The sequence below is a fragment of the Polystyrenella longa genome (assembly GCF_007750395.1).
Taxonomy (GTDB): Bacteria; Planctomycetota; Planctomycetia; order Planctomycetales; family Planctomycetaceae; genus Polystyrenella; species Polystyrenella longa.
This window is the reverse complement of sequence record NZ_CP036281.1, coordinates 6,035,829-6,059,277: the sequence shown is the minus strand read 5'-3', so window position 1 is coordinate 6,059,277 and position 23,449 is coordinate 6,035,829. Positions and strand designations below refer to the sequence as shown.

The 23,449-nt window shown below is 51.8% G+C and carries 21 protein-coding genes; 10 read left to right on the top strand and 11 right to left on the bottom strand.

The window, feature by feature from the left end:
* Window positions 1-48 precede the first annotated feature (48 nt).
* Window positions 49-1,428 carry an ABC transporter permease gene (locus tag Pla110_RS22225; RefSeq protein ID WP_144999377.1) on the bottom strand — a complete coding sequence of 460 codons (1,380 nt, stop codon included), beginning with the start codon at window positions 1,426-1,428 and terminating at the stop codon, window positions 49-51.
* A gap of 80 nt (window positions 1,429-1,508) precedes the next feature.
* Window positions 1,509-2,882: a hypothetical protein gene (locus tag Pla110_RS22220; RefSeq protein WP_144999375.1), complete on the bottom strand. Its 1,374-nt coding sequence runs from the start codon at window positions 2,880-2,882 to the stop codon at window positions 1,509-1,511.
* A 284-nt stretch (window positions 2,883-3,166) separates the two neighbouring features.
* Here Pla110_RS22220 and Pla110_RS22215 point away from each other — a divergent pair, with 284 nt between their 5' ends.
* Window positions 3,167-4,444 (top strand): SGNH/GDSL hydrolase family protein, encoded by a 1,278-nt coding sequence (locus Pla110_RS22215; protein WP_144999373.1) that lies wholly within the window; start codon window positions 3,167-3,169, stop codon window positions 4,442-4,444.
* Between the two features lie 86 nt (window positions 4,445-4,530).
* Window positions 4,531-8,040 carry a PVC-type heme-binding CxxCH protein gene (locus tag Pla110_RS22210; RefSeq protein WP_144999371.1) on the top strand — a complete coding sequence of 1,170 codons (3,510 nt, stop codon included), beginning with the start codon at window positions 4,531-4,533 and terminating at the stop codon, window positions 8,038-8,040.
* Window positions 8,041-8,049: 9 nt separating this feature from the next.
* Here Pla110_RS22210 and Pla110_RS22205 read toward each other — a convergent pair whose 3' ends face one another.
* On the bottom strand, window positions 8,050-8,562 hold the full coding sequence (locus tag Pla110_RS22205) for an acetolactate synthase (RefSeq protein ID WP_231742761.1): 513 nt from the start codon (window positions 8,560-8,562) through the stop codon (window positions 8,050-8,052).
* 340 nt (window positions 8,563-8,902) lie between these two features.
* Between Pla110_RS22205 and Pla110_RS22200 the strand changes: the two genes are divergently transcribed.
* Both Pla110_RS22200 and Pla110_RS22195 read left to right on the top strand, forming a co-directional pair.
* Window positions 8,903-9,715, top strand: a complete 813-nt coding sequence (locus Pla110_RS22200) for a DUF4129 domain-containing protein (protein ID WP_144999368.1) — start codon at window positions 8,903-8,905, stop codon at window positions 9,713-9,715.
* A gap of 25 nt (window positions 9,716-9,740) precedes the next feature.
* Window positions 9,741-10,931, top strand: a complete 1,191-nt coding sequence (locus Pla110_RS22195; RefSeq protein WP_144999366.1) for a DUF4350 domain-containing protein — start codon at window positions 9,741-9,743, stop codon at window positions 10,929-10,931.
* Window positions 10,932-11,005: 74 nt separating this feature from the next.
* Here the strand turns inward: Pla110_RS22195 and ilvE are convergent, their stop codons facing one another.
* From ilvE to Pla110_RS22170, 5 genes are all read right to left on the bottom strand, one after another.
* Window positions 11,006-11,869 (bottom strand): branched-chain-amino-acid transaminase, encoded by an 864-nt coding sequence (gene ilvE / locus Pla110_RS22190; protein ID WP_144999364.1) that lies wholly within the window; start codon window positions 11,867-11,869, stop codon window positions 11,006-11,008.
* 237 nt (window positions 11,870-12,106) lie between these two features.
* On the bottom strand, window positions 12,107-12,817 hold the full coding sequence (locus Pla110_RS22185; RefSeq protein ID WP_144999362.1) for an ABC transporter ATP-binding protein: 711 nt from the start codon (window positions 12,815-12,817) through the stop codon (window positions 12,107-12,109).
* A gap of 73 nt (window positions 12,818-12,890) precedes the next feature.
* Window positions 12,891-14,489 carry an ABC transporter permease gene (locus tag Pla110_RS22180; protein WP_144999360.1) on the bottom strand — a complete coding sequence of 533 codons (1,599 nt, stop codon included), beginning with the start codon at window positions 14,487-14,489 and terminating at the stop codon, window positions 12,891-12,893.
* A 239-nt stretch (window positions 14,490-14,728) separates the two neighbouring features.
* Window positions 14,729-15,667, bottom strand: coding sequence for an alpha/beta hydrolase (locus Pla110_RS22175; RefSeq protein ID WP_144999358.1), 939 nt, complete (start codon window positions 15,665-15,667; stop codon window positions 14,729-14,731).
* 39 nt (window positions 15,668-15,706) lie between these two features.
* On the bottom strand, window positions 15,707-16,996 hold the full coding sequence (locus tag Pla110_RS22170) for an alpha/beta hydrolase family protein (protein ID WP_144999356.1): 1,290 nt from the start codon (window positions 16,994-16,996) through the stop codon (window positions 15,707-15,709).
* 205 nt (window positions 16,997-17,201) lie between these two features.
* Between Pla110_RS22170 and Pla110_RS22165 the strand changes: the two genes are divergently transcribed.
* On the top strand, window positions 17,202-17,861 hold the full coding sequence (locus tag Pla110_RS22165; RefSeq protein ID WP_144999354.1) for a hypothetical protein: 660 nt from the start codon (window positions 17,202-17,204) through the stop codon (window positions 17,859-17,861).
* 258 nt (window positions 17,862-18,119) lie between these two features.
* Here Pla110_RS22165 and Pla110_RS22160 read toward each other — a convergent pair whose 3' ends face one another.
* Entirely contained in the window at window positions 18,120-18,527 is a 408-nt protein-coding gene (locus tag Pla110_RS22160) for an Hsp20/alpha crystallin family protein (RefSeq protein ID WP_144999351.1), read from the bottom strand.
* Window positions 18,528-18,605: 78 nt separating this feature from the next.
* Window positions 18,606-19,043 (bottom strand): Hsp20/alpha crystallin family protein, encoded by a 438-nt coding sequence (locus Pla110_RS22155; RefSeq protein WP_144999349.1) that lies wholly within the window; start codon window positions 19,041-19,043, stop codon window positions 18,606-18,608.
* A gap of 552 nt (window positions 19,044-19,595) precedes the next feature.
* Here Pla110_RS22155 and Pla110_RS22150 point away from each other — a divergent pair.
* Window positions 19,596-20,885, top strand: a complete 1,290-nt coding sequence (locus Pla110_RS22150) for a hypothetical protein (RefSeq protein WP_144999347.1) — start codon at window positions 19,596-19,598, stop codon at window positions 20,883-20,885.
* A gap of 62 nt (window positions 20,886-20,947) precedes the next feature.
* Here Pla110_RS22150 and Pla110_RS22800 read toward each other — a convergent pair whose 3' ends face one another.
* Complete coding sequence (locus tag Pla110_RS22800; RefSeq protein ID WP_197440393.1) at window positions 20,948-21,151, bottom strand: hypothetical protein; 204 nt, start codon at window positions 21,149-21,151, stop codon at window positions 20,948-20,950.
* 104 nt (window positions 21,152-21,255) lie between these two features.
* Between Pla110_RS22800 and Pla110_RS22145 the strand changes: the two genes are divergently transcribed.
* From Pla110_RS22145 to Pla110_RS22130, 4 genes are all read left to right on the top strand, one after another.
* A complete protein-coding gene (locus Pla110_RS22145; RefSeq protein WP_144999345.1) occupies window positions 21,256-21,909 on the top strand; it encodes a hypothetical protein in 654 nt (217 codons plus the stop codon).
* A gap of 61 nt (window positions 21,910-21,970) precedes the next feature.
* Window positions 21,971-22,384 (top strand): DoxX family protein, encoded by a 414-nt coding sequence (locus Pla110_RS22140; RefSeq protein ID WP_197440392.1) that lies wholly within the window; start codon window positions 21,971-21,973, stop codon window positions 22,382-22,384.
* Window positions 22,381-22,680 (top strand): Imm53 family immunity protein, encoded by a 300-nt coding sequence (locus Pla110_RS22135; protein WP_144999341.1) that lies wholly within the window; start codon window positions 22,381-22,383, stop codon window positions 22,678-22,680. Before Pla110_RS22140 ends, Pla110_RS22135 begins: the two co-directional genes overlap by 4 nt.
* Window positions 22,681-22,715: 35 nt before the next feature.
* Complete coding sequence (locus Pla110_RS22130; RefSeq protein ID WP_144999339.1) at window positions 22,716-23,336, top strand: DNA-3-methyladenine glycosylase family protein; 621 nt, start codon at window positions 22,716-22,718, stop codon at window positions 23,334-23,336.
* Window positions 23,337-23,449 lie beyond the last annotated feature (113 nt).

Here is a 23,449-nt window from a genome sequence, read left to right as displayed (position 1 = left end):
GATAAAAGGAAAGCAGTGAAAGGAGTGAAAAGGGAATCGAAAGCGAGTTTAGTTTTCGCTTTGCAGAATAGACGCGGGATCTTCCCGAGAGGCGAGTAAAGCGGGGAACCAACCTGCAATCAGGGCGAGCACAGGAGCCAGCAGAAAGACCAGAAGTAGACTGGAACCATCCCGTAGATCGCTCGATTGTAAATTCAGCGGGGCCTCATAGGCGGCACTGGCCTGAACGCTACTCCATTCCGCATAGAAAGAACCGGCCACGATTCCCAACAGGATGCCCGCAAACGCACCCAGAATTCCAATCAGAATGTTGCGACCGATGATCGTTGTCAGGATTTGATATGACCTTACGCCGAATGCGCGGAGAATTGCGATTTCGTTTCGTCGTTGACGAACATTGTTGTAGGTTAACAGCCCCAACCACATTGTCGCGCAGATGATAATAAACGCGACCATCATCGTTGTGAAAAATGAGAGCTGCTGTTCCCGTTGTTTGCGGTTACCTTGTTCATCTGCGAGTAAGGCTTCGCCCATAATTTTTTCGCGAGCGAGCGATTCCTCGGCAGTCTGTTTCGCTTTGTTGCGGGCTTCCGCGCGAGCGAGCGCTGGCGGACCTCGTTCGATAATCTTTGTGCCCGGCAGAACGGAGGCCAGCTCTTCACGAATTTCAGTCACCCGGTCAAGCGTGGCGCAGTTACATTCCAATGCCAGAATGGCATTCAGCAGGTTTTGGCGATCAAGCAGTTCCTGGGCTTCCTTCAGATTGATCCAGACGGTGCTGTCGTCTACAGTTCCCTGCTCTTCTCGCACTTCTGATATCTCGAACTCTTTTCCTTTCAAGGTCACCTGATCTCCGGTTTTCAGTTTCAACTGTTGTTGAATCTGATGGCCGATGACCATCTGCCCTGCGGGAACTTGATCCTGTAACGGTTTCTTGCTGACACGATGTAGGAACGGGACTTCACCGCGTGTACCAGTGAGAATGATTTCCATTCCCTGCTCCTCCCAGTTCAGCTTTTCGCTTACCATGGGGAGCAGATGGTTGATCGTGACGATTTTAGATTCCGCCAGACGAGTCACGTATTCTTCGGGGAAGGTCTCAGATAATTCACCTTCCAGGTGTAATTGATTCAGGTCCTGATTTTCGGGCAGGATAAGAATATTGAACCCCAACCCCTTGGTGATTTTTCGAACCGCGTCCTGTAATTCAGCCCCTGCTTGCTGAACTTCCTGTTCTTTCAATTCAATCTTGCGAGTGAATTCCGCCTGCTGCTGATCCTGTAACCAGTGAGTGATTTCTGACTCCGCTTTGAGTAGCGACAGCGCCCCCGTTAAAAAGCCAACGGCCACGGCCACGGCCAACAGGGAGAGGCAGAAGTTCAGCTTACGATGGCTGATTTCTTTGATGATAATTTGCCAGACGGACATAGTTGTTCACGTTTATTAAACAGAGAATCGAGAGCGGAGGGGAAGTACAAAAAGTCGAGCCGAAGTGTAAGTCCTCTTGCTCAGGCATCAGGTCCTGTTTTTCGCATGACAAAAAACGTACCGATCACCAGTAGTAACACTCCCACACCGACCATGGACAGAATCGATTTCATGAAGGAGTTTTCATCTTCCACCGGTTGAGGATCGCTGACTTCACCAATTTCAATCAGGGTGTCTGGTGCCATCTCACCAGTGGTTCCTGCTGCCGAAGTCACTGATTGTTCCGAATCAACAGGAGGCGAGGCAGCACTGCCAGTGACAGAGGCCTGAGCAGACGCAGGCTCCTCCGCAGGTTCTTCCTCCAGACCGGCCGCTTTCTGTAGTTCGGCCAGTTTTTCCCGGTCTGACTGAACCGGTTCTCCGTCGGCTTGTGCTTCCGGTTCACTGAAACTGGCCAAACCGGTCAAGGGTGGTAATTCGGTATCGATATCAATCGTGGACTCAATCAGATTATTCCAGTCCACATTCATCACAACATCGGTCCCCGGATTCTCTTCTTTTACTTGACAGGTACAGGGCCCAATCAATTCGGTGCAAGAGCCGATCAGGACATCTTTGTTGATCCCTTGACCAATCAAAGCATACAGCACACGACCTCGACCAAAGAGCGGGAAGGCCATCGGTTGATCCTTCAGGGACCAGAGGTCTTCTTCACTACCCAGCAACATGCTGATAAAAGCGGCTTCGTCTTGATTGTTCTGATCGAGTTCATATGTCGTGAAGTTCACCTTGAGTAGGGCGGGGTCAATCTTTACCAGTCCGTCGGCAATGTCCTGTTCTTCAATCTCGGGAAGTTTCAACGTTTCGTTGGCTTCGGTGAGGGCTGCTGCCAGTGCTTCCCGCGCGGCATCGTCCAGTTCTTTGTCGCCACATCGCAGAAGAACCCAGACGGCCGTCTCCCCTTTGATGAGTCGCCGAGCAATTTCTCGGCGTGCTGGCGAATCGATTGTCTTGCTGAAATTGTCTTCCGACCAAGCGGCAGACCAGGCATCCATATAGGCGGGGTGCCCTTTGAAACCCGAAGCATTTTTGGGATATCGCACGGCCATCCACGGAAGAGTGCCGTCTCCGTTTTTCTCCTGCTGCGTTTCCCAGACAAGCTGATCTTCTTCAGAAAGATCTTCATTGAGGTCGATCAGACGCACGTTGACATTCGCAGACGCGGTCGCGCTGTCTTCCGCAGATTCCGATAGATACGGTTTCACCAACGCTTGCGAATTTTCATCGAGCGGGGTTTTATGGAAAACAAGAATTTCGTATTGGTCCGAGGACCACTGTTCCAGCGCGTACCGGAATACCGGGACTGAGCAGGCCAGTGCCGTTGCCGAGATGAAGATCCAGACGCAGAGAACACGGATTGTCGAGACAGGGAATTGAATTCCACGAAGTCGCATGGACAATACTCCGAAAGAAGAGCCTCCGATTCGGAGGTAAATCATAGTCAGGGTTTGCACGCTGCGACGGGCAGCGTACTTCTATTTTCATCAGCCGTGATGGAAACGCAAGGCTGTCTTGTGCATTGTTTGTTGTTTCGTCCCTCAATACAATATACACCTTAACATTAATTAATCTCTCGTTAATACAGATGTACTGGTCTCGATCGAAGACCTTCATCCCGCAGGCTCGGATACCCGGTATCCAACTGTCGCGATGAGAACGCTGTCTGAAGGAGTCTTTCGTGAGTTTGATCCCCAAGTGTCGTCGTTTTTCCCTTGTATGTGCCTTGCTGGTCAGCTTGGCTGCGCTCATGTCGGTTGCATCGGCTCCTCTCCATGCAGCGGATGGTAACGTTTTCCGTTTGAAAGCAGACGACCGCGTCGCTTTGATTGGGGCGACCTTTATCGAACGTGATCGCCATTACGGTTACTTCGAATCGATGATTCGCATTAATCATCCGGGCATGCCCCTCTCTTTTCGCAATATGGCCTGGCCGGGAGACACCACCCATGTACGCCTGCGACCGTTAAATTACGGTTCGTTCGAAGAAAATCTCGCCAAGCAAAACCCCAGCGTAGTGATGGCCAGTTATGGCGTGAACGACGCCTTTGAAGGCGAACATCAACTCGAAAAATTCCTTGCCGGTTATCGCGAGACACTTTCGATTTTCGAAAAATTAAAACTGCGAACACTCATCATTGCTCCACCTCCGTTCGAATCCATTCCGGGGGCGCCTTATAACCTTGAACCGCAAAATCAGTCTCTCCAGACATTCGTAAACGCAACCGGCCAGTTAGCGGAAGAAGAAAAGGTCTCCTTCGCCAACTTATTCCAATCGATGTATCACCCCGAGGAACCGACCCCCTACCCACTGACCGATAATGGACTCCATTTCACCGAGTTCGGTTACTGGAAAGTTAGCCAGGTTCTGGCGGAACAACTGGGCTACAACTCTCCCGAGTGGTCGATCAGCATCAGTGCAGGCAAGCGAAAAGTCGACCGAAAGGGTGTACGGATTCGCGATCTACAATCGACCACGTCCGCAGTTACGTTTAACGCGATCGATGACCAACTTCCACTCGTTGCTCCAGACTCGAGCCCTGCCGGTGTCGAACTGCCCCATCGCCGCACATTAACAGTCGCCAATCTTACACCGGGTAACTACACCTTGTTGATCGACCAACAGGAAATCCTGTCCGGCTCTGCTGATCAATGGGCCAAAGGCATGATTCTCGATCAGGGACCCCAGTTCGAACAAGCAAAACAATTACGACAGGAAGTCGTTTTCAAAAACGATATGTTCTTCTTCAAATGGCGGGCACATAATGGTGAGTATATTTATGGTCGCCGCGCTTCAGTCAGTGACAACTGGGACCCGACCAAAGATGGTGGAAACTCTGGTAACCCCAGTTTTCCCAAAGAAATGGCGGAGATGCAGCGACTGATGGAAGAGTCAGACGTGAAAGCCAGTCGACTCTCCAAACCCCTGTCACACCAGTTTATCCTGATCCGTAAGTAATTCCATCTGATCGAAAAGAATCGTGGCATCATAGGCATGCCGACCTGATTCTCCAGTAATACATCCCTACAAGGTTTACCTCTACGATGTCCACACAGAAACTGTTCGTCCTTGTAATTACCAGCTTGTTCTGCTGCTCGGTGTCTCCTTTGTTTGCTCAGGTTGGCACTGGTCGTACTCCCGACGAAGTTTACGAACTTCTCAAGGAAACTTACCCGGAGAGCACTCAGGAAGATTCGCAAACCGAAGCCGACCAGTTCACGGTGCATGAAGATTTCGAAATCAACCTGTTCGCCGAATCGCCGATGGTAGTCAACCCGATCGCGATGAAGTGGGACGCCAAAGGCCGCCTGTGGGTCATCAACTCACCCATGTATCCACACATCTTGCCCGGGCAGGAACGAACCGACTTCATTAGCGTGCTGGAAGATACAGACAACGACGGTAAAGCCGATAAGTCGACCATCTTCTACGACAAGCTGTACGTTCCGACTGGTCTCGCATTAGGAGATGGAGGAGTCTATGTCGCGAATCAACCCGACCTGCTCTTCCTCAAAGACACAGACGGCGACTTGAAAGCTGATACAGAACGCGTTCTTCTCAGTGGTTTCGGCACCGAAGACAATCACCATGCGATTTCTGCTTTCACCTGGGGGCCGGGTGGCTGGTTGTATTTCCAGTCGGGCGTTTTTCTGCATACACAGGTGGAAACTCCTCATGGGCTGTTACGGCTCGACAATGGCGGCGTTTTTCAACTCCGTCCAAGAGAACTCAAACTCGATATGTTCAATGTCGGTTCCGCAACCAATCCATGGGGCCACACATTCGATCAATGGGGCCAGAGTTTTCTGACCGAAGGTCCGCAGGGTGACATCTGGTATCTCACACCAGCAACCAGCAAAGGCAATCCAACTGAACGCGTTCCCGGCACCAAGGCTCCGAAATCCTGCGGAACCGAATTTATCTACAACAGTCACTTTTCCGAGAAGTATCAGAACCTGATGGTTCTCAACGCCTTCAAAAATAAAACAGTCAACTTGTATGAGTTCAGCGACGACGGCGCCGGTTACGCAACCCGCGAACTGCAACCTCTGATGGTTGTCAGTAACGGCCCGAAATTCCGGCCAGTCGATGTCAAAACTGGCCCTGATGGCGCCCTGTACGTAGCTGACTTCTATCAACCCGTTATTGGGCATATGCAGTACCAGTTCCGGGATGATCGCCGTGACCACTTGAATGGCCGCATCTGGCGAATCACCGAGAAGAATCGTGATTTGCTTCCCAAAATAGACTTCACCGATCTTTCCGTGGCCGCCCTGCTCGAAAACTTGAAGTCGTCCGATGGCTACACCCGCGATAAAAGTCGTCGCGAATTGTACGAACGCGATCAGGCGGAAGTGGTCGATGCGCTGCCCGCTTATCTTTCCTCGCTCGATCCGGCCGATCCGAATTTTGCCCACCATCAACTGGAAGCCCTGTGGGTTTGCCAAACAATCAACCATGTCGATCTCGATCTCCTGACGACGGTTCTAAATTCTTCTGAACCCCGCGCGCGTGCTGCCGCCACTCGCGTCTTGCGATACTGGCTGCCCGAAGTTCCCGATGCTCTCACCTGGCTTGATAAATTAATTCAGGATGAATTCCCTCGTGTGCGTCTGGAAGCACTCTGCGCTCTCAGTTACATCGATCAACCGGAAGCAATCGAAATTGCGGCAAAAGTCGTCGACCACCCACGCGATAAATACATCGACTACACATTCAAACACACCATCCTCAATACGCGCGATACCTGGTTGCCTGCTCTGAAAGCGGGAGAGATCACCTTTAACGGTAACCTGAATCACATTCAGGCGGCGCTTAGTGTGGCGGAAACATCCGAGGCAACCGCGCTCTTGTTGAATATCCTCAAAGGAGGAAAGCTTGGTGCTGATAAACGGGCCAACCTGTTGAATGTGATTGCCCAACAGGGAACTTCGGAAGAATTGGCGCAATTGCTGGGACGCGATTCCCTTGCCGCCATCGCAAACGTCGGTTTGCCCGCGACAGATACTGTTTACACTCCTGAACTTCATGCCTCAGTCCTATCCGAAGTCGCTAACGCTTATCGCAATCGGAAGGTGACTCCTTCCGGTAATCTGGTCGAGATCGGCCAACTTCTGGATGCCCCCAACGAAGATCTGAAAGCTAATGCGATCGAACTGATCGGTCTCTGGAAAGTCAGCGAGCTGCAGGCGGACGTTGAAACCATTGCTTTAGATACAACCTCCGATACCTCGGTGCGGCAAGCGGCCTTCACCACCATCGCGCAGCTTGGTGGAGAAACAGCCCTGAATACGCTCCAGCAGATTGCGACCTCCGTCGACGAACCTCTGGAAATCCGTTACCGCGCGGCAGCGGCTATGGTTGATGTCGATCTGGCCACGGCCTCGCTTCTCGCCGGACAACTGATGCAGCAAGATCCCGAGAAAGCCGATCCTGGTTTATTACTTGAGACCTTCTTCTCTCTTCCAGAAGGTCCCGACCTGCTCACCGTGACGTTCAAAGATCAGCCGTTGAATATTGATGCCGCCAAACTCGCTCTGCGATACATGAACGAGACCGGTAAACAAGACCCCGGTTTAGTCGAAACATTCCGTACGATCGTCGGTGCCAAAAGTCTGGCTGACGAGTTAATGGCGGAAGAGCTGAAACCACTCTTGGAACAAGTCATGGCAGAAGGTGACGCCGCACGGGGAGAAGATGTCTTCCGTCGTAAAGACCTCGCCTGTTTCTCCTGTCACGCCATCTCCGGTGGAGGTGCTCCTGTTGGACCTGACCTCGAAGGTCTGGGTGCCAGTTCGCCTCTCGATTACGTCTTCCACGCTATTGTCGATCCGAACAAAGCGGTTCGCGAAGGGTACGCAGCAGTCACCCTCTTAACCGAAGAAGGCAAAATATTCACCGGAATTTTGAAGGAAAAAACACCGGAATCAATCGTCATTCTCGACGCGACCACACGGAAAGTGCGATCGTTCAATCCGGAAGAAATTGAAGAAGTCGCCCCGGCCCCGTCCATGATGCCCAAGGGACTGGTCGATAACATGACCCGGCAGGAATTCCTCGACCTCGTTCGATTTATCCATGAACTCGGTCGTCCCGGACCGTTTGCTACACCGAACATTCCCGTTCAACGTACCTGGCGCGTACTGCAAACGCCTGTCGAAATGGTTGTGGCCGACAAGACACCAGCTGAGATTAATCAACTGGCGGAGACCAGCGAGGACGTCTTTTGGGCCCCTCTTTACAGCCGCGTGAATGGTTCGCTCTCCTTGACCGACCTTCCGGAGACTACAACGACTTACCTGACGACTCGGTTCGACGTGGGTACTCCCGGGGCTGTGCAGCTTAGCTTTAACTCGGTTGCGGGTCTTGAAGTCTGGCTCGATGGAGAACCAGTATCCGATCTGAGCGAAGCGACGATCGTCGAAGCAACTACCGGTGAGCACATCCTCACGTATCGCATCGACCGTTCGGTTCGCGGCGAAGAACCTCTCCGTCTCGAATTCAGCCCCGCACCCAATTCTCCTGCACGACCCAACGTCATCAACGGGGTTTAAGAGCGTCTGTTATCCGAGGAAGAAACGGTCGTCTTCGAGCAGATCCTTCTCGGTGATCAGTTTGAGGCCGCCTCGCTTAAGGGCGCGAATGCCTTCGTCGATGTCTTCCGTGTGAATGGCAACACCACCTAGTCCCTGACGGCGGTACATCAATGGGTAAGTGTAATTGATATTCACTTCGGCCTGCAGCAGAGCGTTGCAAATGTGGACGTAGGGTTGATCTTCGTCGGGAAGCTCAACCCCAATAATGTCGTTCTCGAAAATCGTGAAATTGGTCAGTTCAAGCAGTTCTTTGCTGCGATCAAACTCGCTCATGATAATGCGGGCGAGCGCAAAGTCGACCGAGTCGGCGATACTGAGTGCCATCACTTGTAGATCATGTTTTTCCAAATGTCGCATCAGATCGTTGAGCAGGCCGACCTTATTTTCGAGGAAGACGCAGAACTGTCGCAGACAGGGCCAGTCGCGACCGCGCATCGTCATCGGATCGCTCGGAATCTGTTCGCCATAATTGGTGGACATCGTCAGGAATCCTTCCAGTGTGGAAAAGGAAAGTCGCCAGACCCGTTTGTGGAGGTGCTCCTCAAGGAGTCAGGGGTAGATCGCCCCGGGGCGGGTGCAGGGACTTCCGGCAATTTGGGGTAACGTTATGCAATATGAGGCGTTACGTCAACCAGAGTCTAATCGAGCAACGAAGGGAGACTGAAGTGAACGACCGTCTGCCGCAAGAGCCGCAGAAGCTCGACTGGACTTGTCTCCGCCTGCCTCCACCTGCATACTGGTATCTACACCATTCCGGTGAACAGACGGCACTATTTCTGCGCTCCCGTTCAACCTGAATCACTCGAGATTTTCTGAACCAATGACGCGTATACTCACAACCCTATTCACCAGTGGCTGGCTTCTTGTGTGCGGTTTTTTCGCCCCGACGTTGCTTGCTGCCCAGGGTGAAGCGGGAGTATCGACCGAGAGCATTCGCAAATCGACTCAGCAAATTCTGGATCAGGATCAGTTCAAGCATCTAAAAGATCACAACAACCCCTTCGACCTGGACGGACTACTGAACCGACTGGAAACTTCGAACAAAGAGTCTTCTCCTAAGAAAACGTCCACGCGGGCCAGTTCCTCACCCGGATGGTTCGACTGGTTGCCCAGTTTCGACTTCAGTTCGCTGGGAAGCGCGTTCGGCATGCTGATAGAATTCGGCTTCTGGGGAATACTCATTGTAATTGGGCTCGTCCTGATCTATTTTCTTGGCAAAGCGGTGATGGCTTACGAACGCCGCAAGCAAGAATTAACAGACGAACTGATTGAACCAACCGATCAACAGATCGTCGCCGCACCAGGGGAAACCGCCGTAAACCAGTATCTGGCTCGTGCCCGGGAACTGGCCGCCAACAGAGAATATGCCAAAGCGATTATGCAGTTGGTTCAAGGTGCGATGAGTGACATCGAACGCCGAAATCAAATCAAATTTCGTCGCGGGTTAACCTCCTATGATTATCTGCGAGCTGTACGCGGAGAACCGCCCCGTCATCAGGCGTTGCAGCAACTACTTCGCGTTTACGAACCCATCGGCTTCGGGCGGCGCGTCGCGACTGAAGACCATTTTGAGACTAGTTTAAACCAGTTTGAGGCAGAGTTCCTTGCGGCGAATCCATCACCGAACAGCTAATCTGATTTTCGGGATCGGCCTGTTCGTGTTGATCCTGTTGCAGTTCTGGTTCCCGATTTTAGATTCGGGGAATACTTATGATACGCGCAGTACCGCCGCACGCGGAAAAAAGGCATTCTTTCTCCTGATGCAGGATCAGGATTTCGGCATCTATCGCAGCGACGACTCACTGTCAACGATGATCGATCAACTCTACTGGGATGAGACCTTACTGATGCTTGGTCCCGGTCGCCTTCCCGAAGAGTATCATTGGAACCAGATACTGGAATGGGTCCGGTCAGGCGGGACGTTATTCATTGCTGCTTCTTACGAGAACCCAAAGCTGAGTATTCCGGAACTGGGTATCTCGGTTGTCTCTGACAAAGGAGCCGATGAGGCAGAAGACGAAGATTCCTCTTCCGTAATGAATCCAGCGGCGTTCGGGAAAGAGGACGAAGAGGAAGAGGCCGACCCAGAGATTCAATTCTGTAAATCGATTGAATCGCCTCTGTATGAGTCGGACAAAATTGCGTGGGCGAAAGGAGCTTCTCTTCAACTGGAAGGGCTGGCAGCCCGGAATCGCGAGGTACTCGTCCGGACGGAAACCGGATTGCAAGCGATAGAAATGCGATTGACCGAAGGCAAATTGATCGTCCTGGCGAATGATGTTCTGTTCAGTAATCAGTCCATCATGAACGACGACAATGCGATTCTCGCGGTGAAACTTCTGGAGAAAAGTATCGGGGAAAATAACGAGTGGAAGACGATCTGCGTCGATGAATGGTTGAATGCCACCGCTGTTCCCAAGGTCGTGGGCATTCTAATGACGTTGCCGTTCCGCCATTTGACGTTGCTGGTGCTGGGGTTACTCTGGGTTTTCGTCTGGTGGAAGTGGTTCCGTTTTGGCCCTTACTTGCCTGATGCAGAAAGTCGCCGGCTGAACATCGTCTCTCACACCGACACGGTCGGAACACTTAATTACCAGGAACGATTAGGCCGCTACGCGCTGGAAGGGTACTGGCAGCAATTCCAGAAGGAGATCCACTGGTCGTACCAGAAGCAGCATCGATCGCGCATCATCAGTCGCATTTCTCGTCGCACGGGGCGAACGGAGGACGAGGTCCGCATATTGGTCAATCGCACGCTTGAGGGAATTGATAACCCCAACCTGTTACGCGCAGACGCTGCGAACTTGATCATCGAACTGGCCAACCTGCGTTCCGCAATATTTGCCTGATCGAGAATCTCGATCAAGCGATAAGAGCAGGAAGTCTTTAGCCGGCTCTTACCCTGTTTAGTAATTCGGACGTACTAAACACTCGAGCGTGTCAGTTCCTGGAACAGCTTGAGCAGCTCGTGAGTAATGGGGCCCGGTTTGCCGTCGCCCAGTTGGCGACCATCAATGCTGACCACGGGAATCACCTCGGCGGCGGTGCCTGTCAGAAAACATTCGTCGGCGACGTAGACGTCGTGACGAGTCAACGTGGTTTCCTGCATTTCGTAGCCCGCTTCGCGCGCCAGTTTGATCACCGCGTTACGCGTGACCCCTTCCAGGATTCCGGCATCCGTCGGTGGTGTTTTGACGATTTTATCTTTGATGATGAAGATGTTGTCGCCAGTACACTCGCTGACTTCTCCTTTGTGGTTCATCATCAGCGCTTCAATGCAGCCCATATCGGTTGCTTCGATTTTCGCCATGATGTTATTCAGGTAGTTCAGCGACTTGATCCGTGGGCTTAGCGCCTGGGGATGGTTACGGATGGTACTGGCCGTAATCAGCTGCAGACCTTCGTGGTAGTATTCTTCGGGATAGAGCGAAATCGTCGCGGCGATAATGATCACCTGCGGATTACTCGTCCGGCGAATATCAAGACCCAGTGAACCGGCTCCGCGGGTGATGACCAGACGGACGTAACCGTCGTCGATATTGTTCCGGGCGACGGTCTCTTCTACCGCTTTGACCATCTCTTCCTTGGTGATCGGAATTTCAAGGCGGATGACTTTGGCACTCTCGTAGAGCCGGTCGATATGTTCGCCGTGCAGGAAGACGTTCCCTCCGTAGATACGGATGCCCTCAAAGACGCCGTCACCGTAGAGTAGACCATGATCGAATACACTGATTTTGGCCTCGTCTTCGGCGAAGAATTGACCATTAATGTAAATTTGAGACGACATGCGCGGGTTCCGGCGTGGTTAGAGAGAATCAATCAGAGTACAGGCGACCCGGGCTGCGGGGGTCTGGACCGGACAAAATATCAAATTTGCACCGGTTGCGGGAGTCATCCGTGGATTAAGAACAGGATGATCGTCGAAAGGATTCGACATCCAAGGACATCAGCCTGTGAGCGATCCGTCTGAAAAGTCCGAACGTCTCGGGTGGCTTCGTGCCGAATCCCTTCTGGCAGGGCCGATTCAGGCAACTTCTGCCAGTTTCGCGACTTTGCCTTCTTGCAAACATATCGTACGATGTGCCTGTTTGGCGACGGCCCGATCGTGCGTTACCATGATGATAGTGAGCTGTTGTTCCTCATTCAACCGGTTCAGCAACTCCATAATCTCGCCACCAGTACCGACATCAAGGTTTCCAGTCGGTTCGTCGGCGAGCAGGAGCTTCGGTTCACCCATCAGGGCACGGGCGATGGCCGCCCGCTGCATTTCTCCACCAGACAGCTCTGAGGGTTTGTGCGTAATCCGGTGGCTTAATCCGACTTGGTCGATGAAGTATCGGGCTCGTTCTTTCAGTTCCTTGCGCTTTGTCCAGTATTCACGAATACTGTAGCGAATCATCTGTGGAGTCAGGACATTGTCCAACAGGTTCAGTTCGGGCAAAAGATGGTAGAACTGAAAAATAAACCCGAAGACCCGATTTCGCAGTTCGTCCCGCACGCGTGGAGGCAGGTCGTCGATTCGTTGTCCTTCCAGAAGGACCTCTCCGACATCGGGGGTATCCAGTAGTCCTAAGAGGTGGAGCAGGGTGCTTTTCCCCGATCCGGACTGACCGATGATCGACAGAAATTCCCCTTTTTTCGCCGACATGCGAATGCCGCGTAGCACAGGGACCTGAATCTCCCCCTTGAAATAAATCTTTTCAAGTGCAACGGCCGAGATGTGCTCATCATTCATCGGAAGAATTTCTGTCATGTTGATACCACTATACTCTTGGAACGGATGGTTAATTCGTGGTGAACCAAAATCTTTATTGATGTCGCAGTGCTTCAACCGGGTTCAGGTTCGCAGCACGCCGGGCAGGCAGAACGGAAGCGAGAACAGCAATGGTAATCGCACCCAGGGAAACCCAGAAGACCATGTACGGGCTGATCTCCGTTGGAATCTTGTCGAAGTAATAAATCTGATCGTCGAAGATTTTCTGCCCGGTCAATTTAGAGATAAAGTCGGAAATTTCGTTGATATAAACCACAAACGCCAGACCCAACATGACTCCGACACCGCTGCCGACAATCCCCAGTGAAAAACCGTAACCGAGGAAGATTGACATCACTCCCCGAGACGATGCCCCCAGAGATTTGAGAATCCCAATGTCCCGTGTTTTTTCGACGACAATCATAAAGAAGATTGCCAGAATACCGAATCCAGCCACGGCAATAATCAGTGACAGTAACACATTCAAAATGGCGGCCTCCATCGCGAGGGCCTGTAGTAGAGCGCCCTGGCGATCTTCCCAGGTAGTGACCTCAAAAGTACCGGGGGGAAGGTTGGCTTTTAGGATATTTACGACTTCTTCAGAGTCGTCATAGTTTTTCAGTTTGATTTGAAAGGAGGTCACGAGTTCTGCTTCGGGGAGCAGCATTTTCTTGTATTCCTGCAGGGCTTCGATGTTCATGAAGACCAGATTGGAATCGTACTCGCTCATGCCGCAATGAAAGATGTCGACGACGGTGGCAGAAAAGCTGACCGGGTTCTGTTTGGGCATGCCGATTGTGTTGGTCAGCATGACGACATCATCACCAGGCCGGACCAGCCAATGCCGCTTGTCTGTTTGAGGTTCTTTGTAGCTCGCAAGGCCACTACCGACATAAACGCGGGCCTTCATCAATGCTCCCGGTTCAACCGGTTGTTCGTCGATAACATTGTATTCATTGAAGCTTGATTCCAAATTACTCAGCGGGTCTGTCTCAGATTCAGCGACAATTTCCTCCGATGCATTGGTCGAGTCAAATTCTTCATCGAATTCGGGCACGGCGTCCTCGTCGAAGTCCGGAACAGCCTCATTATTTGTTTCTTGCGACTTGGAGTAGACCGTCTCTGGCCGCCAACTGTTCTGCTCAGCGCGGGCGACACGTCGCTGCATTTCTTCAGGTTCGAGCTCCCAGTTCGGGGCTTGACCGGCGGTACGCAACGGTCCGCGAATAATCTGGTCTCCCTCGATGATCTCCTGATACTTCATCAAGGATGGCGTGAGAGCGCTGACCTTATCTTTTTCTTCGGGATAGATGCCTACCAATGTGATCGGGCGAGGCTCCAGCATACCCCCGATGCTGATATTCATAATTGCAAAAGTGGTCACCGTCGGAGTGATCGCTTCTATTTTATCTCCGGCGACCCGGTCAATCTGTCTCATGATCCCTTCGGGATCCGGAGCTCCGTCATAGCTGCGAGATTCGACGACGACATCCGACATGATCCCGCGGATGCGGTCTTTCATCTGGCCACCGAAACCGGCCATTACGCTATTAACCACAATCATGGTCGCCACGCCCAGCATCACACTGATGATACTGGCGAGCGCTATGTAGCGGGTGCGGAGATATTTGAAGCAAAGCAATAGTTTGTACATGACGCCAGTCCCTTGGCGGTGGAGATTTCAATCCTGGAGAGTCTCGCCGGTCGACATCCATTTCAGCCCCGTCGAGGCAGGAGATTTTCGACTAGTTTAGTGAAAACCCTACTTCAAGCCGAGACCGATTTCGATCTTTTTTATGGCAAATTACTGAAAATATGAACACGTGCTGTTCGCTCGAGGGGGACGTAATATCTCAATTCGATACTAAACAGGACGTTATCCATGGCCGGAGCTCAATCCTCAATTCGCTCTAAAAACTCTGCAATCCCGATACCCATTGGAGAATTGGGGCGGTGGGAGAGGTTGTTGTGGCCGCCGCCGTTGATGACCAGCATCGATTTTGCGACTCCATTTTGCGACTCAGGCGGGGCCGCTTCGTATAATCGTTCCCCCAACTCGTAAGGGACAATTTGATCCGTCGAACCATGGATCACCAGAATGGGACAGGTGACCTGCTTTATCACCTCGGTCGACGGGTACCGGTCCACCAGCAACCAACGGACGGGCAACCAGGGGTAATGGTAACTGGCCGCATCGACGAGTGAAGAAAATGTCGACCGCACAATCAATGCGGCGGGGGCTTCATTCCGCTCGGACAACTGCGCCGCCAACTGCGTCGCAATTCCTCCACCGAGCGACTCACCAAACAAGGATATGTTCTTCGGTTGGTAACCCCACTCGCCCGTCACCTTATCCCAGAGATGCGCGGCATTGGCAACGTTCGCTGCTTCAGAAGGTGAGCCGCTTGTCTCACCGTAACCGGGGTAGTCGAAAATAAAGACGTCCTGGTCCAGTGAGTTGAACAGCTCGAAGAGATAACCTCGCCCTCCTCGGTGATGCCCGTTTCCATGAAAGACAATCATCGCTCGCCGTTCGGATGAGGAAACATCCTTCTCCAGATTCACTTTGGCCGAAACAAGCCATACTTTAACTCCGACTTCGTCCTCGCCCGGAAATGATCGTGATTCAATTCGGCTGACTGGCAACGCATACAACGCCGGGGCAATGACGTTCTCTTGCGCAGGCAGATAAATCAGTTTGCGTTGCAATAAAGTCAACAAGAGACAGATTCCCAGATAACAAAATAGGACGAGCAGGCCCAGTCGGCGCATGTGACACCAGTACGACTTCAGCGAAGTCGCTAAGGAACCGGAATTCGGATTGCTTGGCATGGGCGGTTTCAAAGAATTGAACAATGGCCGGAGGGGTTGTTAATTCTTCATGACTTTCTTCAGCCATGGAACGGCTTTGTCGGGACGAAACCGATGTTGAGGCGCGTCGACATTTACATACTGGAAGTATTCTTCATTAGAAATTCCAGCCGGAATGGGAACCTCTTCAAACAGCCGTTTGTCGGCGGTTGCATACTTGGCATAATAGGTGACCTCGATATTCTCCGGCTGACCATTCAGCTCATACGCTTTGCGGATTTTGTTAATCTGCATCGTCCGCCCTCCTTCAGTGAATAACAACGGACGCGGAGCCAGGGACGCTTCGATGTCGGTGTGGTCAAACCATTGGAATAATCCGGGGACAGTGTGGTGCGACCCACCGGGAGGATTGAAGTTGGTGCAGTAGGCCCGTTCGATCCAGTTACAAACGAAGTCGTTATGAATTACCGCTTTGACCGTTTCGGGATACAGTACCCCCAGAATATCGGCCGGGTTGGAACCGAGTGAATGTCCGCAGGTGGCAATACGATTGGAATCAACCCAGTTTTGTTCCCGCAACCATTCGAGAATCTTCGCCTTCTGAAAAACAGAGATGCCCAGATAGTTCCTCCCGAGCCACAAGCCGCAATTTGCCATTTGGCTGCGTGACGATAATGGACTGACGAGTTCGCCCGTTGCCGGGTTTTCAATCGCCACACTGATGAATCCCTGTTTAACAAAGTGAAGAGCCTGCCGGTTGGTTTGGAAATGTTTCCAAGTGGAACGTTTTCCCGTATCAAGTTCACACTCGCCGACGAGCGATTCTTTCGTATGCGTCGAACCGGGAAAACACATCACTGTAGGAGCCGGTGAATTGGCACTGACACCATCAGGGACCAGTACATAAAAAGGGACCACGCTATAAGGTTCCGGGTAGGCTTCCCATTTTTGCCACTCGTAACCCTCACGTTTTCTTTTCCAGATACGTTTGGGGGCGGGTTGAGGATCAGCCACCTCGGGAAAACAAAGCAGTTCCGTCAGCTTCTCTCTAACAGCCGCTTGCCAAGCAGGATACGCTTCGGCAGTCATCTCGGGATCGAAGGCGAGTTTAGGCTTCAGATGTTTTAATGTTTCCTGAAGGAAACCTGCCGTCGATTCATACCGACCATCTTCGCGATCCGTGGTGAAGGTGGGGTGCGTTTCCGTTTCCGCTGCCTGCAGCGAGTTGGCTTCTGAGCTATAGGACGAGTTCGAAGCGGTTAAAAACTCCGGACCTAAGCCGGTGAGCGCCATGCCGGCGGCCCCTGCACCGATTCGACTGATGAACTCTCTTCTCTTGAAACCACTCATGTCGCGCTCTCTTTGTCTTGATTATCCGAAGTCTGGTTTTCTGAGGCGAAGCCGATTGGCGTCGATACTCAAACGACTTTCAACGTGATATAGAAATACTAACATAACACCCCAGGCGTTAAAATCATTAAACCTTGACTCGTCGAGCGTCGATTCTATCTGATAGACGCGGACACATTGCGCATATTCTAACGGGGACTATACGATGGCGATCGGGGCAATTGGCAATCTGACAGAACGACTTACGTCGCTCTTCCCCAATCCAACGCAAAGTACTTCGGACGCGAACGATTTCGCCGCACTTCTTTCCGGGAACCAACCGGTAGAGGGACCGAGCGAAACAGGCCAACAATCTGCGGAAGATTTACTTCGCGCGCTGGGGAATCAGTCGAATCTCATCGCGAGCCAACTGAAGACCGCTTCGTCTTCAGATGCCCAGCCCTTGAAACTGACCTCGCTTCAAATCGATCTTGAAGGGGCGACACAGCAATTCGGAGAACGTCTGGAACAACTGCTTCGTGAAAATGGAATTGATCCCAATATTGGATTTGAAATTTCCGCCGATCTCAATGGACAACCGGTTGTTAAGAGCGAACACCCGCAACAGAAGGAATTGAACGAACTGTTCGAAAATAATCCGGAACTGAGCAATCTGTTCCGAAAGATGTCCACCGATTCGGAAATACTGCAAGTCGCCGCAGAGCATGAGGCATTTGCAATCGCTTATGAACAGGATCCCGATGAAGCAATGGAACTGTTCGAGCATTTATTCCAACCCAGCGGGTTCCGGAATTTCGGTTTGAAGTATGATCAGAGAGCGGTCGAGGTTTTCAACCCTTCAACCAGCGACAGTCAACTCCCGTAATGACACCCGGTTCAGCAGGCGCATAAAAAGACCCCCCGGATGCTGGATCTGTCATCCGGAGGGCGATCAGCGGTAAATACGAATCAGGAATCGAAATTCCGCGATTCCGACGACAAGAGCCGCATGAAAACGCTTTCCTGATGATTCCTGATCCGTGTGCAAAGTCCTCTGCTACTTCACACAACGTTCACCGTGATATCTTCAAAACTCTTCATTCCAAACAACTCATCAACTGGACAACTTCGGTAATCGAAGCTGTTAGACCGCTTTCACGGTGACTGTTTGACGCTTGGCTTTAGGAAGATGGATCGTCAGGATTCCCTGCTTGACCGTCGCATCCACATTCTGCGAGTCCACGTATTCAGGCAAGCGGAATGCTCGTCGGTAGTCGCCAGCGCCGAACTCACGGTATAGGGACTCGTACCCCTCTTCTTGATCGACTTCTGCGTGCCCCACGACGGTTAGGACGTCTTTATCAATCGAAATGTCGAGATGATCCTGATCGACTCCCGGCATATCAAACGTCAGGTCGATTCCCGTTTCCGTCTCCGCAATATCCACGTCAGGAGAATAGACGAGTGTGTTCTCGTTGCTCTGAATGGATTGCTGTTCCTGGCTGGCAGGTTCTTTTGATTCGCAATTTTGCGTTTCTGTATTCGTACTCATAGGACTTCTCCTTGTATGTTTTTCTGATTCAACTTGTCGGACAGAATCGATTTGTATCAGGTCTGTTTGGAATCTCGGTCAAATCGCTTTGACTTCAATTTTCTTAGGCTGCTGCTCTTCCGGTTGCTCCAGTTTCAAAGTCAACACGCCTTTGGTGTAGGTTGCATCGCAACTGGACGGATCGACTTCCACGGGCAGCGAGATCGATCGGCTGAACTGCCGCGTGCTGCGTTCCTGCCGAGAGACATTGCTTGAACTGTCACTGTCCGCATCCCGATTGGCTTTGACCGTCACGCTGTTGTGGGTCAGTGAAATGTCCAAGTCGTCAGCTTCAAGGCCGGGGACAGCCAACTGCACCAGTACTCCCTGATCGTTCTTCAGGACATTCACTGCCCCGAATTTCAACTGGTTCTGCTTGCTGGCTGCGGGCCACTGACGCGTAAAAAGTTGATCGAATTGATGAGTCAACTGATCGAGTTCCTGCCAGGGATTCCAAGTTCGTAAGGTCTTTTTCATCTGCTTACTCCTGAATCATTTAACATATGGAAAAATGGATTTGTTTTGTAGGTCAACGTCTCAGAGGATGTGATTTGAGACGGTATACGAGATAGCACAGCGTATGCCAATTTGACAAAAACGAAATGAAAAGCAGCCTTTCCGAACGTATCTGAAATATTGGGGTAGTGGGGCGTTTTCGCCGTAAACCACCTTAATTAAACAGCTTGCGATCTTGGTTCTTTCGGGGAAATTACGAATCGGACACATTTTCTCACTGCTTCACTTGGAAGGTAAAGCAATTTTCAGACTCACACCAAAAGATGCCAATATGGCATTTGTACCGCCATATTGGCATTTAGTGAAAGCTGCCACAATGGCACTGGCGAGACTTTGCCGGTTAGTCGGGTCGATCCAATTACCGGGGTTCACTTCGGTTAAGACGCCCAGGGAAAGCGGGTTCCGTGTCGATCCGAACTGACCATGGCCCGATATACAAAGAGTTGAACGTACACCTCCGGGAGTTCTTCCCGAACATTTATCTTCAGTAAGCCTGAACCAACGGAGTGGTCAATGGCGGCAAGTTTTGCGGGTGCCCGAAATCTAGATGAACGACGTCGTCGCCGATTGGCGAGTGCGTCTGAAGAGATGGCTGTACCTCCCACCCGCCGGACCCCTTCCGCTGCGCCCTCCTCAAACGAAGAGAACAGCTCTTATAAAGTGGCATCGGTGGCCCTCTTCCCTGTTCGGAAACTGATTTCTCCTCGAACCTTCAAACATTCACTGGTCGCTACTCTGCTGTTCGTTGTGGGTGGATTGCTACTCGTTGCTGGACTGCACCTCGAGACACACCCGGAGCAATTCGGTCCCGGCTTTCAAAGCTTGTTCAACTTCGAGACTGGCCGAGCGGTCAACTATTTCAGCGGTGGCCTGATGACCTTGGCGGGGCAAGTTGCCTTTCTGGTCTGGTGGGCTCGCAGCCGTAGCCTGCACGACTACAACGGCAGTTATCGCGTATGGGCCTGGGCGTCGACCTTTGGCATCGTGTTTGGTTTTTGCCTCCTCACGGAAGCCCATGTCGCTTTCAGCCTGACAGTCTTCTGGCTCTGGAACATGGAGTTCTGGAAGCAAGATGTTCTTTGCTGGCTCGCGCCGACGTTGGTCATCACGGGAGGTCTCTTCTGGCCGCTACGTCATGATATGTTCGAGTGCAAACCGAGCCGGTCACTCTTCGCCCTGGCCGCTGGATGCTGGGTGATTGTCGCCTTCATGCAGATCGGATTTGATTTCCCTGGTACAAATAACCAACAGGCGGCTCATGCAGCCATCGGTATGATCGGTGCCCTCGCCTTCTTCATGAGCATGCTGTTGCACGCTCGCTTTGTGCTGTATGAAACAGCAGAAGCCCCCGTCGTAGTACAGAAACCCTCTGCCCTGAACATCGTTCGAGAACGGTTGGGCGACGTACTTGGCTTATTCACCGGACGGTTGGCCGAGTGGCAACATCAACGCGAAATCAATCGTCAGAACAAACCCAAGAAGGAAAAGAAAAAGGTCGAACAGCCACAGGCTAAAGACAAACCCGTCGCGAAAAAAGCAAAACCGACTGCAGAGGTCGATCAGGCCGACGAGATCGAAGAGAAAGAGGAAGCACCCAAGAAGAAACCTCGGTTCCGTCTGAAAAGTGATTCAGTGAACACGGAAGACCCGGCATCCTCATCGGATGATGATTCGCAATGGGAAGAAGTCGAAGAGGACGATTCGGAATCTTACCCGATGGATTCTGAACTGGAAAACATGAGCCGCAAAGACCGCAAAAAGCTCAAGAAAATGCAGCGACAGCAGACCCGCAAGGCATCCTGATCGACAGGTTCAATTTGCCTGCCATTGCTTACAGATCACGTATCGCCTGATCATCTCGCGTTCTATGCTGCCAGAACGCGTTCCCAGTATGAGATACGGTGACCGGCGAACTGCTCTCGCTCCGACATGCCGCTCGGAATGATTTCAAAAAAGTGGACAATGGATCTCAAAATCGCTCCATAAAACGCTTCCGCCAGCGAAATGCATTTTAAAGGAGTCGTTCGCGCCAGTTTTGCGGAATTGAACCGCCAGCACTCTCTGTTCATTGTATGGCAACCAGATACCATTCAAAATAGAGACTCCTTCACGATGGTCCATGGACGAAGTTGCCCAGAGACCCAACCCACACGCAGCAGTCAGGAAAAACAAAATGTCACGCGATCGTTTCGAAGATGAGTTGGAATACGACGATGGACCCGGCCCCCAAAAAAGTGGCATGTCCACGGGCATGAAAGTCTTTCTCTGGATCTTGGTCGGGGGTGGAGTCTGCATGCTGATTTGCTGCGGGGTGGGAATCTATTTTGCTTCCAACATGATGTCCTTCTCAGATAAACCAGCAGATGCTATCGCCACCACCAACGAGATTACCACCATCAGCATTCCTCAGGAGCAATTTCCTCCTAAGGGAAGCATGAAGATGGATTTCTTCGGGTTCTACTCCATGAAAATGGCAATCTATTCTGATGAAAATGGGAAAGGTGCAAATACGCTGTTTCTGATGAATATGCAGATCGCCAACCTGAGCGCAGATGAGATGGAAACTTCGATGAAAGATTCCATGGGCCAACAGGGACAGGGGAACAACTTGCAGATCGATTCCAGCGAAGTCCGTCAGATCGATATCAACGGTCAAAACCATGACTTCACTTTTTCCGAGGCAACCGACAAGGACGATGGTGGAAAGTTCCGCCAGATTCAAGGAACGTTTCCCGCCAAACAGGGAACTGCCTTCCTGATGATGCAAATTCCTGAAGAAGACTACAACGAAGAAGCGGTCATGCAGATGTTGGATTCGATCGAATAAAGACGGGGGTAATTAACCGCCTGATCATGGCCTGACTTTCACCATCGAAGGAATATTAATTATGTCTTCTAAATTAACGTCATTCGGTTTACTCGTTCTCCGCATTGGCGTGGGGGGCATGATGATGGTGCATGGTCTGCAGAAGTTCCAGAACTTCGAAGCGTTGTCGACCGAGTTTGCCGATCCCATTGGTGTCGGTCCACAGCTGAGCCTGATCCTGGCGATTGGTGCGGAGTTGGGTTGCTCCGTGCTTGTCATCGCCGGACTGCTCACCCGCTTGGCAGTCATTCCGCTCGCCTTCACGATGATCATCGCCCACTTTCAAATTATGGCGGACAAACCCTGGGGAGATAAAGAACTCTCCGCTCTTTACCTGGTGATCTACGCCTCACTCCTGTTCACAGGGGCGGGTTGTTTTTCCATCGACAAATGCATCTTCGGTCGCAAGAAAAAGGATGAGGAAATCACCCCGTGACTTCCGTCGAAGACGATCTTCTCGCCTTGCAGGCTTGGTATCATTATCGCTGCGATGGCGAGTGGGAACACCGTTACGGTTTGACGATTGAAACCTGCGATAATCCGGGTTGGCAAATCAGCTTCACCGACCGGCCCGTTTCGACGAGACAGCAGGAACGTATTCAACAAGTTCTCCAGCAATGGCCAACCGGCGTGCTTGAAAGCGATGACACCCAAACATCTCTTCGCCTGTTTGATACCGACCTGTCCAAAGTGTTACAGGACGCACGGCAGGTGGTCGATGTCTGGAACTAAAAAGAGTGCTGATTCACCGGTGAGAAAGTTCCTGCATGTCGTTCATTAAGAAAAGAATTGCCGCGGCCCTGTTCATCGCTGATGTGGATCCTCACATGCGAAAGGTGATTCGAGCCGTCGGGGACTGCCGGTTGACGTTACGTCGCAATCGTCTGCACATGCTGACCCGCTCCATTGTCGGTCAACAGCTTTCCACCAAAGCGTCCCGCACGATCTATGCTCGCTTCTGCGATTTATTACCTGACGATTATTCGCACGAGGACATTCTTAAACTGAGCGAAAAGCAGATTCGCTCCGCCGGGCTTTCCCGCAACAAACACGCGACGATATTTCGTATTGCTACCGCAGTTGAAGCGGGTGACCTGCCGCTCAAGACTCTGGGGCGCCTGCAGAACGAGGAGATCGTCAATACGATGACTCAGCTCAAGGGAATCGGTCCCTGGACGGCCCAGATGTTCCTGATCTTCAGCCTCGGTCGCCTCGATGTTCTGCCCCACACCGACCTGGGAATTCGCTCCGCCTTTCAGCAGATCTACGGTCTCTCCGAACTCCCCACCCCCCAGCAAATGACCGACCTCGCCGCCCCCTGGTCCAACTACGCGAGCATCGGCGCCTGGTACTGCTGGCAAGGGTTAGATCGTGGAGTGATTGGTTGAGAAGAGACTAGCAGAATTACGAGGCGTTACGTAGTAGTTTATAGTCAACAAAACACCCGCGTCGGTTCTTCAACCTACGCGGGTGTTTTGTTTTTCTTTGAACAGCTTCAACC

Coding starts and splice junctions, on each gene's coding strand:
- ilvE (WP_144999364.1), bottom strand. CDS start 11,869: ATGTCGTCTCAAATTTACATTAATGGTCAATTCTTCGCCGAAGACGAG.
- Pla110_RS22225 (WP_144999377.1), bottom strand. CDS start 1,428: ATGTCCGTCTGGCAAATTATCATCAAAGAAATCAGCCATCGTAAGCTG.
- Pla110_RS22140 (WP_197440392.1), top strand. CDS start 21,971: ATGTCTTCTAAATTAACGTCATTCGGTTTACTCGTTCTCCGCATTGGC.
- Pla110_RS22145 (WP_144999345.1), top strand. CDS start 21,256: ATGTCACGCGATCGTTTCGAAGATGAGTTGGAATACGACGATGGACCC.
- Pla110_RS22155 (WP_144999349.1), bottom strand. CDS start 19,043: ATGAAAAAGACCTTACGAACTTGGAATCCCTGGCAGGAACTCGATCAG.
- Pla110_RS22180 (WP_144999360.1), bottom strand. CDS start 14,489: ATGTACAAACTATTGCTTTGCTTCAAATATCTCCGCACCCGCTACATA.
- Pla110_RS22160 (WP_144999351.1), bottom strand. CDS start 18,527: ATGAGTACGAATACAGAAACGCAAAATTGCGAATCAAAAGAACCTGCC.
- Pla110_RS22220 (WP_144999375.1), bottom strand. CDS start 2,882: ATGCGACTTCGTGGAATTCAATTCCCTGTCTCGACAATCCGTGTTCTC.
- Pla110_RS22185 (WP_144999362.1), bottom strand. CDS start 12,817: ATGAATGATGAGCACATCTCGGCCGTTGCACTTGAAAAGATTTATTTC.
- Pla110_RS22210 (WP_144999371.1), top strand. CDS start 4,531: ATGTCCACACAGAAACTGTTCGTCCTTGTAATTACCAGCTTGTTCTGC.
- Pla110_RS22175 (WP_144999358.1), bottom strand. CDS start 15,667: ATGCCAAGCAATCCGAATTCCGGTTCCTTAGCGACTTCGCTGAAGTCG.
- Pla110_RS22165 (WP_144999354.1), top strand. CDS start 17,202: ATGGCGATCGGGGCAATTGGCAATCTGACAGAACGACTTACGTCGCTC.
- Pla110_RS22205 (WP_231742761.1), bottom strand. CDS start 8,562: ATGTCCACCAATTATGGCGAACAGATTCCGAGCGATCCGATGACGATG.
- Pla110_RS22130 (WP_144999339.1), top strand. CDS start 22,716: ATGTCGTTCATTAAGAAAAGAATTGCCGCGGCCCTGTTCATCGCTGAT.
- Pla110_RS22150 (WP_144999347.1), top strand. CDS start 19,596: ATGGCGGCAAGTTTTGCGGGTGCCCGAAATCTAGATGAACGACGTCGT.
- Pla110_RS22800 (WP_197440393.1), bottom strand. CDS start 21,151: ATGAACAGAGAGTGCTGGCGGTTCAATTCCGCAAAACTGGCGCGAACG.
- Pla110_RS22170 (WP_144999356.1), bottom strand. CDS start 16,996: ATGAGTGGTTTCAAGAGAAGAGAGTTCATCAGTCGAATCGGTGCAGGG.
- Pla110_RS22200 (WP_144999368.1), top strand. CDS start 8,903: ATGACGCGTATACTCACAACCCTATTCACCAGTGGCTGGCTTCTTGTG.